General features: G+C 70.0%; 15 protein-coding genes. All 15 read right to left on the bottom strand.

Going from position 1 to position 14,711, the window contains the following annotated elements; translation table 11 throughout:
* Positions 1-1,395, bottom strand: a complete 1,395-nt coding sequence (locus Q1W26_RS21325) for a tail fiber domain-containing protein (protein WP_300444930.1) — start codon at positions 1,393-1,395, stop codon at positions 1-3.
* A complete protein-coding gene (locus tag Q1W26_RS21320; protein ID WP_300444927.1) occupies positions 1,395-1,871 on the bottom strand; it encodes a hypothetical protein in 477 nt (158 codons plus the stop codon). Before Q1W26_RS21320 ends, Q1W26_RS21325 begins: the two co-directional genes overlap by 1 nt.
* A gap of 44 nt (positions 1,872-1,915) precedes the next feature.
* The gene (locus Q1W26_RS21315; RefSeq protein ID WP_300444924.1) at positions 1,916-3,811 is read right to left on the bottom strand and encodes a hypothetical protein; all 1,896 of its coding nucleotides are present in this window, start codon (positions 3,809-3,811) and stop codon (positions 1,916-1,918) included.
* Entirely contained in the window at positions 3,804-5,330 is a 1,527-nt protein-coding gene (locus Q1W26_RS21310; RefSeq protein WP_300444922.1) for a baseplate J/gp47 family protein, read from the bottom strand. The genes Q1W26_RS21315 and Q1W26_RS21310 overlap by 8 nt, the downstream gene beginning before the upstream one ends.
* Positions 5,314-5,727, bottom strand: a complete 414-nt coding sequence (locus Q1W26_RS21305; RefSeq protein ID WP_300444920.1) for a DUF2634 domain-containing protein — start codon at positions 5,725-5,727, stop codon at positions 5,314-5,316. The genes Q1W26_RS21310 and Q1W26_RS21305 overlap by 17 nt, the downstream gene beginning before the upstream one ends.
* A 10-nt stretch (positions 5,728-5,737) precedes the next feature.
* Positions 5,738-6,385, bottom strand: a complete 648-nt coding sequence (locus Q1W26_RS21300) for a hypothetical protein (protein ID WP_300444918.1) — start codon at positions 6,383-6,385, stop codon at positions 5,738-5,740.
* 4 nt (positions 6,386-6,389) lie between these two features.
* Positions 6,390-7,028 (bottom strand): phage baseplate assembly protein V, encoded by a 639-nt coding sequence (locus tag Q1W26_RS21295; protein ID WP_300444915.1) that lies wholly within the window; start codon positions 7,026-7,028, stop codon positions 6,390-6,392.
* 188 nt (positions 7,029-7,216) lie between these two features.
* Positions 7,217-8,245, bottom strand: a complete 1,029-nt coding sequence (locus Q1W26_RS21290; RefSeq protein ID WP_300444912.1) for a peptidoglycan-binding domain-containing protein — start codon at positions 8,243-8,245, stop codon at positions 7,217-7,219.
* A gap of 5 nt (positions 8,246-8,250) precedes the next feature.
* Positions 8,251-8,808, bottom strand: coding sequence for a hypothetical protein (locus Q1W26_RS21285; RefSeq protein WP_300444909.1), 558 nt, complete (start codon positions 8,806-8,808; stop codon positions 8,251-8,253).
* Entirely contained in the window at positions 8,805-9,686 is an 882-nt protein-coding gene (locus Q1W26_RS21280) for a DNA circularization N-terminal domain-containing protein (RefSeq protein WP_300444906.1), read from the bottom strand. Before Q1W26_RS21280 ends, Q1W26_RS21285 begins: the two co-directional genes overlap by 4 nt.
* A 12-nt stretch (positions 9,687-9,698) precedes the next feature.
* On the bottom strand, positions 9,699-10,736 hold the full coding sequence (locus Q1W26_RS21275) for a hypothetical protein (RefSeq protein WP_300444867.1): 1,038 nt from the start codon (positions 10,734-10,736) through the stop codon (positions 9,699-9,701).
* Entirely contained in the window at positions 10,733-11,962 is a 1,230-nt protein-coding gene (locus tag Q1W26_RS21270; RefSeq protein ID WP_300444865.1) for a hypothetical protein, read from the bottom strand. The genes Q1W26_RS21275 and Q1W26_RS21270 overlap by 4 nt, the downstream gene beginning before the upstream one ends.
* Positions 11,962-12,807, bottom strand: a complete 846-nt coding sequence (locus Q1W26_RS21265; protein ID WP_300444862.1) for a hypothetical protein — start codon at positions 12,805-12,807, stop codon at positions 11,962-11,964. The genes Q1W26_RS21270 and Q1W26_RS21265 overlap by 1 nt, the downstream gene beginning before the upstream one ends.
* A gap of 3 nt (positions 12,808-12,810) precedes the next feature.
* Positions 12,811-13,203 (bottom strand): hypothetical protein, encoded by a 393-nt coding sequence (locus Q1W26_RS21260; RefSeq protein ID WP_300444859.1) that lies wholly within the window; start codon positions 13,201-13,203, stop codon positions 12,811-12,813.
* 59 nt (positions 13,204-13,262) lie between these two features.
* A complete protein-coding gene (locus tag Q1W26_RS21255; RefSeq protein ID WP_300444857.1) occupies positions 13,263-14,690 on the bottom strand; it encodes a phage tail sheath subtilisin-like domain-containing protein in 1,428 nt (475 codons plus the stop codon).
* Positions 14,691-14,711: the final 21 nt, after the last annotated feature.

The following is a 14,711-nucleotide window of genomic DNA, read 5'->3' as shown; positions in this document are numbered from 1 at the left end:
TCAGCCCTTGGCCGGCAGGCCGGCGCGCAGTTGGTCGATCATGGCTTGTTGTTCCTTCACCGCCTGCACCAGCAGCGCGATGACGCTGGCCGAGTTGATGCCCTTCCAGCCGTCGGGGCCTTCGGTCACGGCTTCGGGCAGCGCGGCCTCGACGTCCTGGGCGATCAGGCCGATGGTCTTGCCGCCCTCGCCGGAGCGCCAGTCGAAGCTGACGCCGCGCAGCCGGCATAGCTTGCCGATGGCGTCGCCGATCTCGTGGATGTTGTCTTTCAGGCGCAGGTCGGACTGCTGATACTGCCCCTGCATCGTCCACATCTTGGATGTAGCGAAGCCGCCCCAGTAGGCGTTGTTGGCAACGTTCTTGAGGCGCAGCCAGTCGTCGTTGGCTTCGTGGTCGCCAATGCCGGACAGCCGCCACTTGTCGCCAAGCCGAAGGATGTCGGTCTTGAAGATGCCGTTGGTGGTGTCGAAGTGCATGCGCACTTTGTTGCTGGGGATGTCGCGGATATACAGGTTGTCGTCCACGCCGATGTAGGCCTGGCCCTTCCAGCGGTAGAAGACGCCGTCACTCTTCAGTGGGTCGGCGACCTCTGCGCTGACGTCGATGCCCTGGCTGAAGATGCTGCCGTTCACGTCAAGCCGGTCCCACACCGATACGCGCCGTTCGGCGCCGGCGCTGCGGTTGCCCACCAGCATCAGGCTTTTGTAGGTCTGGGTGTCGTTGCTGATCTCGGCGCCCCGCGGGCTGGTGTCGAATTTTCCGGTCCAGGCCGAGGACAGGCGCAGCGGGTTGTGGGCCGGAAAGAGATCCAGCACCGGGGTTTGCGAGCCGTCCTGGGCCGTGTCGGAAAACAGGCGTGCGCGCAACTCGCCACCGGTTACAAAGGTGAGCGGGTGGGCGCTTCGGGTGCCGACGATCATCCCCGGCTCGGAGCCGAAGATGCCCTCGGTGTGGGCCATCAGCCGCGCATCCACGTCGCCGGCGCGCACCGACAGCTTGGCATGGGCGCCACCCAGCACGTCCACCACGCGGCTCCAGCCTTCGGCGTTCTCGGGGGCGTCGGTGCCCACGCCCAGGTCGCCGGTGGTGGTGAGGCGGGCGCCCGAAAAATTGGCCAGCGCGGCCTTGATGTCGGCCAGCTGGCTGGTGCCGCTCACCTTGAGGGGGCCGGCAAGGGTGAGGCCCTTGAGCGTGAGCTTGCTTTCAGGGTCTACCTTGCTGCCGTCGATGGCCTTGTCGGCGATGCCCTCGCGGGGAATCCGGCTGGCGGCGTCGTCGCTGTGGTTGTGGGCGCGCAGTTCGCTGCGGGCGCGCACCTGCATTTCGTTCCAGTCGGCGGCGAGCATGATGTCGCCGGGTTCCTTCCGGACGTAGGGGTCGGGGGTATCGGCCATCAGAAGATCACCTCCCAGCTGAGCGTCATTTCCAGGTTTCCGGCCCGATTGACGAGCGGAAAGGTGACGCGGTTGTAGAGCACGGGTTCCATGCCCGGCAAGCTGACCACGATGCCGGCCTCCTGGAGGGCCTGGGGGTCGGCGCTGCCGGTGGGCGGCAGGGTGGCAACGACGCGGGCGATGACCCGCGGCTGGCCTTCGTAGTCGCCAATGGCAACGCTCGGAATGGTGGCGGGTGCGGCGTCCAGCTGGGCGCCGAGGGTGGTGTCGCCGGGCTGCACCTCGCCCCCCTGGCTGCCGACGGCGATGCGCAGTTCGGGGCCCTGGGCGGCGCCGGTGAACAGCCGGGCCAGCAGGTCGCGGCCGGCCCGGGTGATGAGGTTGTCGATGCGGCGCTGCTCCACCACCCGTCCGGCGGGGTCGCGCAGTTCGATGGAGAGGCGTCCGGCGAGGCCGTTGCATTCCTTGATCGGCATGTCAGTTCACTCCTCGGTGGGTTGGGGCGGGGTGGGGGTGGGTTTCATCCGGCGTGGCTCCAGTCGAGGCGGGTGGTGTCGAAGACGACCTGCAGCGAAAACGGGCCGTCTGCCGTGATGTGTTCTTCTTGCTGGCTGGCGGTGACGCCGAACTGGAGTTGGCTGTCGGCGACGCCGTTGTCTTCCTGCCAGGTTTGATGCGTGGCCGCGGCGAAGGCTTCGCCCGGGGCCACGGCTTCGCGCCGGGTGGGCTCCGGGAAGTCCACCAGCGCGCGCACGCCGGCAGCCGTGGCGCGGGCCACGTCGGCGCGTAGCAGCGGCAGGGCGCCACGGGCTGCGGCGGCCATCACCCATTCGTTCTTGGGCACGCGCAGGCGGATGCTGGCGGGCGGCCGGGTCATCCAGTCGAGGCTCAGGCTCAGGCGGGGCGCGTTGGCGGTGTCGCTTTCACTGGTGTTGCCGGTGTCGGTCTTGCTGAAGGATTCGAACAGCACCGAGGCGTAGCGCGAGTCGCCCTGGCCGATGCTGCCGTCGAGCAGCGCGAAGCGGGTGCCGTCCGGGTCGTCGCTGCCGGCGAAGCGGGAGCTGTGCACGGTTTCGGTGCTGTCGGCAAAGGCCGCGTCGGGCTGGGCGAAGGTGAGCAGCATCCAGCTGTTGCTGCCCGCTTGCAGGCGCGGGGTGACGACGCGCTGCTCGAGCACGCCGCAGCGCATGCCGCCAAAGGTGGAGTCGGGGTCGTCGAGGCGGTTGCCCCACAGGTAGAAGATGGCCGAGCTGACGTCCCGTTCGTTGCCGTTGCGGTCGACCAGCAGCGCCTGCCCGTTTGGGTGGGCCGCGCGCCAGGCGTGGTGGCCGGGCGAGTCGAAGCCGTCGAAGGGGGCGGTGTCGGCGGCGCTGACGGCGGGATAGAGAACCAGCGTTTCGTCGGGCCGCAGGGTGCCGGCGTAAAGGGTGATCTCGCCGCTGTCGATGCTGCGCACGGCGGGGTAGGCAGCGGGCTGTTCGCGCACCGTGAGGCTGAGCACCGGTCGGTCGGGGTGCAGGCTGGGGTTGGCCACGCTGAACACGCGGCGCAGGCGGGGGGCGGGTTCGGTGTGGCGGGCGGCGAGTACGGGGTTTTCGGTGAGCCAGGCTTCGACGACGGCCTTGTTGCGGTTGGGGCAGGGGGTGGCGTCCTTGCCGCCGCAGGCTGCGCAGCGTTTGCGGGTGCCGGGCGGCATGCCGAGGGCGAAGGTGCTGTCCTGACGCCGCTGGAGGCGTGGGCAGGGTTCGGCGCCCAGGTCGGCAATGGCCAGCGAGAGCAGCGCCCGTGGCGTGGTGAGGCCTCCGGTGCGCACCCGCGCGGTGACCTGCAGGCGCTGGCGGAAGATCTCGCCGGGTTCCGGGTCGAGCACCGCCTGAAAGCGTGCCAGGGCGGCCGGGGCGGCTTCGGGGGGCGTGTCCGGATCGGGCCCGGCAAGGAGGTTGGCGACGAGGGCAGCGCTGTCGTCGCCAAGCCGGAAGCTCAGGCCCGGAAACTGGGCTTTGAGCTGCGTGGCAGGGTCGGCGGCGGGCTGGCCCTGGCGGGGGCGCCGCCATTCGGCGCCGATCAGCTCGTCCAGGGCGTCGGAAAGGGGGGCGGTGTGATCGAAGCGCACGTCCAGTTCGCCGGTGCCGGTTTTCTCGTAGCCCGCGTGGCGAACCCGCGGCGGCAGGCGCTCGACCTGCAGCAAGCGGCCCAGCCCTTCCAGCGCGCTGGGCGATTCCGGATCGGGCTGCTGCGGGCTGGCGAGGCCGGCCCAGCGGTCGTACTGCACGCGGGTCAGCGCGTCGTCGAGCCGGGAGAGGGCGGCGGCCATGCTGTCGATGATGGCGCCCACCGCGCTGTTGCCGGGCTGCGCGGTGTAGATGCGCGGCAGCAGGCCGAGCAGGCGCTCGCGGCGCAGGCGCGGGTCAGCCATCGCCGCTCTCCACGTGTAGCGTGAGGTTGCGCTGCACGGGCTGTTCGCGGGTGCCCAGCCGGGCCAGGCCGGCATCGCCGTCCAGCTCTTCGGCCAGGCCGTCCCGGTCGTGGGTGACGGTGACCCGCAGGCGCACGATGGCGGACTGCGGCACCACGCCGGTCACGGCGGCGCGCACGTCGGCAAAGGTGATTTCGGCGGGTGTTTCTGGCGCGGCGCGGCGGGCGGCCTTGTCGAACACATCCTTGATGGCGCTGGTGATGCGGGCCTGCAGGCCGCTGGTGGCGCTGCCGGCAACGAGGGTGAGGGTGGTGTCCACCCACAGCGGGGTTTGCGGCGGTTCGAGGCTCAGGCGCAGCGGCAGAGCTTCGACGTACAGGCCGATGCGCTCGCCGGGGCCGGCCAGCACGTCGCCGTTGCCCAGCAGTGAGCGGAAGGCCACCGATTCCAGCCCGCTGCCGTCCTTCCATACAAAGGGTTCCAGCAGCGGGCGCTGGCCGGTTTTCTCGCAGCCCACCACCGCGTCGTGGCCCAGCAGCAGCGAGCGGATCTTGGCGTCGCGCACGGCTTCGCCCACCTTGAGCTTGCCGAAATAATCGGCCAGCACGCCGCCGAGGTGTTTCTCGATGTCGGCGTGTTCGCGTTCGGAGAGCGCGGCATTGAGGGTGAGGGTGGCGGTGATCTGCACGAATACCGGCGTGGCCGGGCCGCAGCGCAGCACGATGCCGGCCGGGCGCACGTCTTCGAGGCGAATCCGTACTTGTTCGAGCAGGTCGGCCGGAATGTCCCGGTCGCCCAGGATCACTTCCACCTCGCCGGGCCGCCCGCCCGGGTTTTCAACCACCTGCACTTCGTTGATGCCGAGGCTGCGGGCGGCCTGCTCCAGCGCCGACACGGTGCCGGTGTTGGAGGACTGCACCAGCCGGCGGGCGCGGGCGCGCAGCTCCTCGTCGGTTTCTTCACGCTGGCGCAGCACCAGGTCGCCGGGGTTGGTCACGCTGTCGATGCCGGCGATGGGCCGCGGCAGGGTGGCCAGGGCGCCGGCCTTGACCGCCGCGCCGCCGGGCTCCACGGCCCGCACGCCCACCGCCACGCTGCGCTCGCCCTTGTCGAGCACGGCGTTGGCGGAGGTGGCAAAGAGCGGCACATCACGCCCGGCAACGAGGGTGCCGAGGGGAATGTGGATGTCCTCGGGGGCGGGCTGGCCGCGGCTGAAGTGGGCCAGGCCCTCGAGGTGGCCGCCGCGCTGGCGCTCGATGCCGAGCAGCGCCACCACGTTGTCGAGCGCCGGACCGCTGGCGCTGTCGAGGTAGGCGTTGCGATATACCGAGTCGAGCTGCTCGTAGCACACCGCCAGCTCGCGGGCGAAGGCCTCGGCCAGGGTGCGCACCACGCTGCCTTCGTTGGCGTCGGTGAGGGCGAGGCGCCCGCCCATGCCGGAGCCGATGTCGGCCAGAAGGGCGTCCACCACTTCGGCAAAGCCCTTTTTGAGGAAAACCCGTTCAAGTGCCATCGACATGCACCTCCAGGCTGGCTTCCTGTCCGGTCACCGCGCGGACGCGGGCGAGCACATCCACGCCGTCGCGCCGGGCGTCGTGGGGTGTGACGCTGACCTGCAGTACCTCTTCGACCCGCGGGTCGCGCAGCAGCTCCTGGCGCACGTAGCGGCGCAGCAGTTCGAGGTTGGCCCGGTCTAGCGGTTCGCCGATCAGGTCGCGGATACGGCTGCCGTAGCGCGGGTGGGCGAGGCCGGCCAGCTCGCCCCGGTCCACCAGCAGGCGCAGGGTGAGCGCCTGGACGAGGTTTTCGAGGCCCTCGACGGTTTCGAGATCCTGCAGTCCTGTCGCCAGGTCGGCGCCTTCGCTGTCGCGGGCGAAGACGAGGCGCAGATCGGTGCCGAAGAGGTCATGGGCCATCAGCGTGTCCTCACATCAGCCGGCCGGGCCCGGCGCTGGCGCCTGGCGGGCAGGGGATTCCCGGCGCCACCATGGCCTGCGCCGCGAACTGGGTGAGGGCCAGGTCGACGCCCTGGGCCAGCGCCTTGCCCAGGTCGGGCGCGGCCTCGCCTGCGATTCCGTTCTGCTGCAGGAGGCCGTTGGCGATGCCTTCCAGCGGCGAGGCGAGCGGCACCGGCTGGAGCATGCCCGGCGCGGTGCTGACGAAACCGGCCACCGCGATGCCGGGCATCACCATGGTCTGGGCGCAGAACAGCGCGATGCCCTGGGCGATGGTGCCGGCGATGGCCTTGGCGAGGCCGTCGGCATCTTCGCCGCGCAGGCCCTGGGCCTGGCACTGGCTGCTGGCAAGGCCTTCGAGCTGCGAGGCCCCCGGCCCGCCGGCCGGCGGCGGCATCAGCTTGCCGGGGCCGGCGCTGGCGCCGCTGCCGGTGATCGGATCGGCTGCCACCGGAAGGCCGGGCATCACCATGGCCTGCGAAAGAAACATCGTGAGGGCCTGGCCGGTGGTGTTGGCAATGGCGGCGGCGAGGCCGGGGATGTCCTCGCCCTGCAGGCCGGCGGCCTTCAGAAAGCCGCTGGCGGGGGATTCGATTTGCGAGGCGCCGGGTGCGGGCATGGTGTCAGGCCTTGGCTTTGACGGTGCCGGATGGAACCAGCGCCTTGCCGGTGAAATAGCACTTGTGGGATTTCTCGGTAATCACGCCGGCGCCATCCTTGCCCAGATCGACGTTGCCGGAGGCGTCCAGCGTGAAGTCGGTGCATTTGATCGTGACCTTGCCCTTCACCTCGATGGCGAGATCCGCCTCGCCCGTCACTTCGACGTTGCCGTCCTTCTTGACCGTGACGACCGTTTTGCCGGCGGTCACGATGCAGGATTCCTCCTCGTCGATGGCAAAGCTGCTGACCCCGTCGGCGGTGGCAAACACGTGCCACTCCTTTTCCTTGTGGAGTGGCGGGTTGATCTTCTCGGAGTACAGCCGGCCCACCACCACCGCCCGGTTCGGGTCGCCGCCCACGTAGCACAGCAGCACCAGATCGCCCACCTGCGGCGCGCTCGCCATGCCCACGTGGGGCGTGGCGATGGGCACCTTGCGCAGCTCCAGCCCGCCCTCGCGCAGCTGGACCGTGCATTCGTGGTTGTTGCCGTCGTCCGCCCCGGTGTGGGGAAAAACACTGGTCACCACGGCCAGCTCGCCGAGTCGCAGGCTGCGCAGCTCGTCGCGGACCACCGCACGGATGATGTCGATCGGGTCGCTCACGATGGCTTTCTATTTGGCGCTGTCATTGTTGTCTGTGGAATCTTTGCGTTGCTTGCTGGTGCGTTGATGTGCCCTTGTAGGGGCGACTTCAGTCGCCCAGCCCCGCGTTGAATCACAGGCAAGCCCTTGATCAGAGTCCGCGGGCGACTGAAGTCGCCCCTACATGACCCCTCGGTCAATATGGCTTTCTATTTGGGCAGTGCGTCGGCCTTGAAGCGCTTGGCGCGCTTGAGGTTCTTGGCGTCGAAATCCAGGTGGAACAGGCGGTTCAGGGTTGCGTTGTCGAGCTTGCCGGTGACCGGGATGTCGTTGATCTGCTGGAAGGCGCGCAGCCGGCCGGCAAATTCGTCGCCAAAGATTTTGCGGTCGGGAACGGCGGGCGTGGCGTAGCCGAGGGCTTCGAGAATGCTGTTGGCGTCCTGCACGTCGATGCCGGCCTTGTCGGTGGAAAAATCCAGTTCCCACACGTTTTCCACGTTCGGGGCCTCACCAAACTTGCCCACCGACTTGCCCGGCAGCTTGTCGGTGGCCACGGCCCACAGGCGGCGGGCGCCGAGGCGATTGACGTCCAGCGACGAAACGCTGGCGCCTTTGCCGAAGTTTTGCAGCCGGAAGCTCTGGTCGAAGCCGAACTGCAGCAGGCGCAGCTTGCCGGTGCGCTCCAGCACGATGTGGCTCTCGGTGGTGGCGCCCAGCTTGGCTTCGTCGAGGGGCGCCTGTTCGATGGCCAGCAGTTTGTAGAGCGCCGCACCGATCACCTTGAGGTCTTCCGGTTCGGGCACCTTGTCGGCGATCTGCACGATCTTGTCGATGATGTTGGCCACGTCGGGAATCGGTGAGTCGGGGCTCGGGTCCTGGCCGACGGCCACCTCCAGCGAGTTGATGAATTCCTTGCTGGTAGCGGTCTTGATGAATTCGGCCGAGACCTCGACCAGCGCCTTGGCGGCGTCGCCCTGGATCAGCAAATCGTTGGCGTCGAGGGTGAAGCGCTGCAGGTAGGCGACGGCCAGGGTGAGCACGTCCATCGCCTTCATCACGCCCTTGGCGATGGCGTCGTCGCGAAACTCGCGCACCCGCACCACGCGCACCCAGCGGGGCGCCTGATCCTGGCGCTTGCTGCTTTCGAGGCCGATGCGTACGCCGTCGAGCAGGATGGCGACGGCGCGGAAGGGGTTGTCGGCGCGTCCGTCGGACGTGGCGGGAAGGGTGTCGGCCATGATCGTTATCCTTCAGAAAGGGCGGCGCCGGAGGCGGTGGGCGCTGCGGGGTTGGCGGGGGGAGTGGGCGTCTTGAGCGCCTTGAGGGATGCGGACAGGCGGTCGAGGGCGGCGATGAGGCCGCGCCACTCGCCGGGGGCGAGCATCGAAACGGCGCCTTCGGCCGCGTCGATGCCCATGTCGAGCACGCCGGAAACCTGCTTGAGCGGGCCAGATACATTGCGGGCGGCGCCGGCCGCGTCGCCCAGGCCAAGGCCCATGCCGGCCAGCCAGGCACCGGACGAATCGACCGCCTGGCTCACGCCGGTGACGAACTCCGGCAGGCAGCCGAGCAGCGCAACCAGCGCGTCGGCGTCGAGGGCGGTGCGGCGCAAGGGCACGGCGCCGGCGCGAATTTCGCCGAGCACCCGCCCGAGGGCATCGACGCCCTGGGCCAGCTGGGGCTGGGCGCCCAGGTCGCGGGCGATGTTGGGGATTTCCTTCGCGGTTTGTGTTTCGAGCAGGGCGGCCAGCTCACGCACCAGCGCGGCGAGGTCGCGGACCACGTCGGCCGGGGTGCTCATTTCGGGCCTCCCTTCACGATGCGTTCGATTTCGGGCGGAAGTTGAAGGTGGGCGATGTCGCCGGCGAGGTGGCTGGCGGCGTCGGCTACTTTCTTGAGCTGGTTGAGAAATTCCAGCCCGCCCGAGAAGGCCTTCATCAGCGAGCTGAGCTTGGACGGATCGAGCTGCTTGAGGAAGGCCGCGCCTTCCTGCGCATACTTGGCGAGCATGCCGCCGAGGGCGCCGGCCTTGCCAAGGGCGCTGAAAAGCCCGCCGGCCTTGCTCGGGTCGGCCGCGGCGATGCTGTTGAGCATGCCGTCGAGCTGGCCGGCGTCGAGGCTGTCCAGGTTGTTGGCCACGGCGTCGCCGAGGGCGTCCATGTCGAGGCTGTCGAGCAGCGCGGGGTTGGCGGAAAGGGCCGCGGCGAGGGAGGCCGGATCCTGCAGCACGCCGGCGGCGGCGAGGCTGCCATCGCCCCACGCCGCGGCATCGGTGGCCACGCCGGCGTTCACGTCGGCCATGGCCGCGTCGCTGGCCTGGGGCGGCTCGATGTGTTCGCGCAGGCGCAGGCTGAAGCGGAAACGATCCCGGTAGCCGGCCAGCTGGCGAACGCGAAAATCCTCGATCACCACTTCGGTGAGGTCGGTGCCCACCACCAGATCGGCGGCGAAGGATTGCGGCTCGGCCTTGGCGTGGGCCTGGCGCAGGGTTTCGAGGGATGACAGCGCATCGCTGCCGAACAGCAGGCCGTCAATGACGATGGTGACCGGCTCGCGGCCGAGATCCTGGAAGACGCTGCCCTGCTGCTCGGGAACGCGTTGCTCGACGAGGGTGCGCGCTTCTTCGGTGTGCAGATCCTGCACGCCGGTGAGCTCGATCTTGCCGATGCGCACGCTCATGGTTGGCTCCGCTTAAAAGGTCAGGCGGGTGAGGGCCCCGCGCTGGCGGTCGAGCACGTGGCGCACGCCGCGCACGTGAAGCACCTGCCCCTGCTTGAATAGACCGGCGGCGGCGTGGCCGTCGGGCAGGCCGGTGATGGTCACGAGATCGCCGGGAAGCACCTTGGGCGCGGCAAACACTTCAAGGCTGCCGCGCACGAGGCGCGCCGCCAGGCTGGCCGCCCAGGCCTTGGCGACGGCTTCGACGGCCTCGCCGGAGCGCAGCGCGCCTTCGCGAAGGCGCAGCGGGCGGGCGCCGAGCTTGCCGGCCTGCACCGTGCCGTCGGCCGCCACCGCGGCCTTGGCGCTGACGCCGGAAAGATCGGTACTCAGCCAGTGGGCTTTGTCGGCGCCCTTGGCGCTGGCGGCGCCTTCGCCCCACACCTCGACGCTGTCGAAGGCGGGCGCGATTTTTTGCACGGCCAGGTGGGTGATGGTTTCGCCGAACTTGAAGCTGTGGTCGGCGCTGCCTGTTTTGGGCGCGGCGCAGTGAATTTTGCCGGCCCCGTCGGCAAACAGCCCGGCGCCGCACAGCATGGCCAGGTGGCGCAGGTGGCCGAGGGCGGTGGGGCCGCGGTGCACCGCCCAGGCGGCCAGATCCGGCCCCTTGGCCACCGTGCCGGCGGTGGCGCCGGCCTTGCCGATCAGATCCTTGACGATGAAGTCGGCCGACACGCTTTCGTAGGCGCCTTCCACTTCGCTCTGCCCCAGCAGGGCGAAGGCGCCGTGGGCGAGGATGGTCTGGCCGGTGGCGCCGGCCTCGACGCAGGCCACGATGCCGGTGAACACGGCCTGCAAGCCGTCGCCGGCATCGAGCTTGACCTCGACCGCATCGCCGGGGGCGGGCGGGGTGCCGTCGGCCAGCTCAATGAAGCAATGGGCGGACGGGCCGTCCATGTCCAGGTCCACCCGCAGTTGCAGCAACTGGCGCTGCGATTCGCTGGCCGTGCTGCTGGCCAGGGCGCTGCCGATCTGCACCTTGAAGGCGGTGTGGTTTGCGGCGGCTTTCATACGTCCAGCCCCTGGCGCCGGGCGGCGTCACGCAGGAGCGCGACGAGGGCGTCTTGAAGTTGCTGCGGATCGCGGCCGGCGGCGCTGGAGGTATCGCCGAGGGCGACGGTGACGTTGAAATTGTTGCTGACGCGGGGGGCGTCGGCGCCGGTCGGGGCCGGGGTTTGGTCAGGGCTCAGCGCCGCGTCGGTGAGTTGCCAGGCCTTGTCGAGCACCGGGTCCATGGCCTGCAGCACGCGGGTCAGGGCGGGGTTGCGGGGGAGCTGGCTGGGGGCGGTGGCGGGGCTCTGGCGCGGGGTTTCGGTGGCGGTTTCGAAGGTGGCCTTGCGGGCTGGGTTGCCTTGGGCCGTGCGGGCGGCCGGGGTGGCCAGGTCGGCATGGGCGGCAGGGCGCAGGCGCCAGTGACGGGGCGCAGTTGGCGTGGCGGCAGATTGCAGGGGCTGCCGGGCGGCGGTACCGGAGGCCGGGCCTGGCGGATTTGCGTCGGGCGCGGGGGCCGCTGCCTGATGCGGTGGCACCGGTGCGAGGCGTGGCGCGGGGGGCGTGGGGCGGGTGAGGGGCGTGGCGGCAGGCCCTGTCTCGTCGCCCGCCAGGGGGGCGGCGTGGGGGGCGGCCAGCACACGGAGTTGCGGCGTGTGGGGCGAAGTCGGGTGCTTGCCCGTGGCGACTCCGGCTGCGGCGATCCCCGGCGGTGGGCTGTTCGGCGTGCGGGAGGTGATGCCGGCTGCAGCCGCAGCGCGTGTGGCGTGGCGGGCGAAAAACGCGGGCAGGCTGGCCGGCGGTGGGGCGAGCCGGGCGGTGGTGGCGTCGGTGTCGCTGGCGGGGGTGTTGTCGCGATGGGGAGGCGTAAGCCGGTTTTCTGTGACGACGCGCATGAAGCGGGGCGCGGGTGTCGCGCCGGGGTTATGGGCCGCCGCGGCTGCGTTGGGCTGGGGTGTGCTTGCTGATGCCACGCCCGGCCAGGTTTCGGGTGCGTCCGGATGTGCGGCTGGGGGCGTGACGAGCGCGGTGTCGCCCTCGCGGGCGGCGATCCGGTCGAAGGCGCGGCGGGAGCCCGGGGCGGCAAAGTAGGGTGGTGCCGGGGCGGGCGCAGGGGCGGTGTCGTCAGTGGCTTCGTCGCTTGTCACCGTTTCCAGATCCAGGTGGCGGCGGGCTTCTTCCAGGCTGCGGGCGAGCGGCTGGAGGATGCGGGCGACAAGAAGGGCGGCGTTGCCGATGGGTGTCATCAGGCACGCTCCTGAGGGTCGTCGTCGATGCGGATCAGGGTGGCGTCCGGATGGTCGGCGAGGCTGCGGCGGCCGGCGGGGCGTGGTGCGGCGGCTGAGGGCTGGACGAGATCGAGCATGCGCAGCAGGCGGTCCACTTCGACGGCCGGCGTGGCCCAGACGCGGGCGGGTGTCCAGCCGAGGGCCTGGCACAGGCGCAGGGTGCGGGCGGCGCATTCGCGGGCGGCGGGGCCACCCTGGAGCAGGGCTTCGTCTTCGTCGTCGCAGAGGTTGAGGGCCACGGTGGCGTGGAGCAGCACGGCGGTGGCGCGGGCGTCGAGATCGTCAAGGCCGGTGGCGGCATCAAGGGCTTGCAGGCTGGCGCGGACCATGCCGTCGAGGTAGGTGACGGGGTCGAACCAGCTTGCGTCGCCATCAGCGGCGAGGCTGGCGTTGAGGGCACTCAGGCGTTGGCGTTCGCTCCACGGGCGCAGGCGGGCGCGGGCTTCGCCGCCGCTGTCGTCGCTGGGGCCGAGGGTGAGCCATTCGCCTTCGGCCGGTGCCGGGGGCTGCGGGTCGTCACCGCCGGCGGCCCACCACAGGGCAAGGGGCGCCAGCAGGCGGCGGGCGTCGTCGGCAAGGCCGGGCGCATCCAGCACGGCATCGCATAGCTGCCGGCTGTCGAGCTGCAGATCGTTGGCTCCGGAGGCGGTGGTGCACGCGCGGAGGGTGTTCAGGTGGCGGCGGTAAGTCCAGGGGGGCAGGGTGAGCGTGAGGCTGCCGGCAACGATGCCCAAGGGCCGGTGAAAGCCGCTGAACGCCAGCATGCAGGGCGTGCCGGAGAGGTCGAACTCCAGCCGGCCCATGGCTCATTCCTCGCGAACGCGGGTGGCGCTGAAGGTGTAGGTGGTGACCACGGTGCCGCCGGCGCCAAGCCCGAAGGCTTTGTCTTCGATGTAGCAATCGTCGAAGGAGAGGGTGCGCTTGGGGGAGTCGGCGGCGTCGTCTTTCTTGAGGTTGGCGACGAGCTGGAACTTGGCCTGTTTGTCGAGGTGGCCGTCGAGCTTGAAGCTGGCGGAGCGCACGGCGAGTTCGCCTTGCACGGTGCGCAGCCCGAAGCTGACGGCGACCCGCTCGTCGCTGCCCACGGCGCGAATGTCCTCGCGCTCGGTGACAACCCGGAAGGCCAGCGACTGGAGTCCTTCGATGGCTTCCCCATCGACCAGCACGCTGGAGCGGTTGGCTGAAAAAACGGTCGGCATGGCGGGCTTCTCCGTTGAGGCTGGGGTTGGCGAATCCGGTCAGGGTGCGGCGGCCCGGCTTAAACCTGGACGAGGACGGTGGCGTAGATGTAGTCGATGGCGCGTACCGGGCGCACTGCCAGGTCGACCCGCACGATGCCTTGGGCGAAATCCTGCTGGCTGGAATACACGTTCACCTTGAAAGCGGGGTCGGTGCCGTCGGTGGAGGGCACGATGGCGCCTTCCTTCTGCATCTGCACCAGAAACTCGACCAGCTTTTGCTTGAGTGCGCCGCGGCCTTCCTCGTTGTTGAGGCGGCCGATGAAGAGTTCGCCGATGGTCTTGATGCCGCGCACGGCGTGGTCGGCCACCCGGCGCACGCTGATCTGGTCGTTGTCGGTGGTGAGGCCGCGCAGGACGATGACACCACGGCCGCGCTGGGCGACGACGGGGACGACGTTCTTGCGCAGAAGCTCCTGCTGGGATTCGACGCCGAGGGCCGGGGAGGGCTCGCCAAGGCCCGACAGGCGCTTGAAGGTGGGCGACTGGAAGTAGTCGAGGCTGCCGGTCATGCCGGCCACCGCGCCCACCACGCCGGCCGGGGCGACCAGCACGAAGCGGTCGGAGACGAGGGAGGCGATGAGCTTGTCGGCCGCGGTGGCGATGGCCTTGGGTGTGGCGCCGGGCACCTGCCCAAAGCCGATGCGGCCCTGGCTGAGGGCGCTGAGCCGGTTGCAGTGGCTGATCACATCGGCATAGATGCCGCCGACCCGGGTGATGTCGGTGGTGTCCTGGACCGAGACCAGCACCATGTCCACGTCGGCTTCGTTTTCGAGCAGGGCCAGGGCCTGGCGGTAGGCGCCGGCGTCGGCGTCGGTGGCGCCGGCAAGCGCATAGGCCGCGCCGGCGGCGGTGGTGTCGGGGCTGTCCTTGGGGATCTTGAGCTTGTCGCGCGTTTCGTCGATGCGCACGAGCTGGGACTGGACGGCGAGCACGTCACGGGCGTTGCGGATCGTGTCGGCGGCGTCGGTGGAGAGATTGCGGTGCACTTCCTTGTAGTCGCTGCCGGCGTAGCGCACGGTGAGGTCGAAAACGGTGCGGGTTTCGTCTTCGCCGCTGTCGAGCTTTTTGCCGGTGGCGACCTGGCGCGAGGCAATGCTGGCCAGGATGGCGTTGCCCCAGGGGCCGGGGGCCTTGGCGACAAGGGTGAAGGCGCTGCCGGCGCCGCTCACGGGCGGGAGCTTGACGCTGGCGAAGCTGTCGCAGGCGACCGGGCAGACCACCAGTTCGAACACGCCGTTGCCAAGGGCCTGGGCAGCTTCCGGCAGGCTGAAGGCGCTGGCGCCCCCGAAGCCGTCGATGAAGCTGCGCCAGCTGGCCGCCCGGCCGAGGCCGCCGGCGCTGTTTTCGACGATGCCCACCAAACCGAGCACGCCGGAGGGGGCGAGCTGGGGAGCGAGGACTTCCTTGACGACCTTGACTTCGACGCCCGGGATGATCAGTGCCATGGGAAGCCTCCCGATCTGTGT

The sequence above is a fragment of the Zoogloea sp. genome (assembly GCF_030157465.1).
GTDB lineage: Bacteria > Pseudomonadota > Gammaproteobacteria > Burkholderiales > Rhodocyclaceae > Zoogloea.
This window is presented reverse-complemented; position numbering and strand designations above follow the sequence as displayed.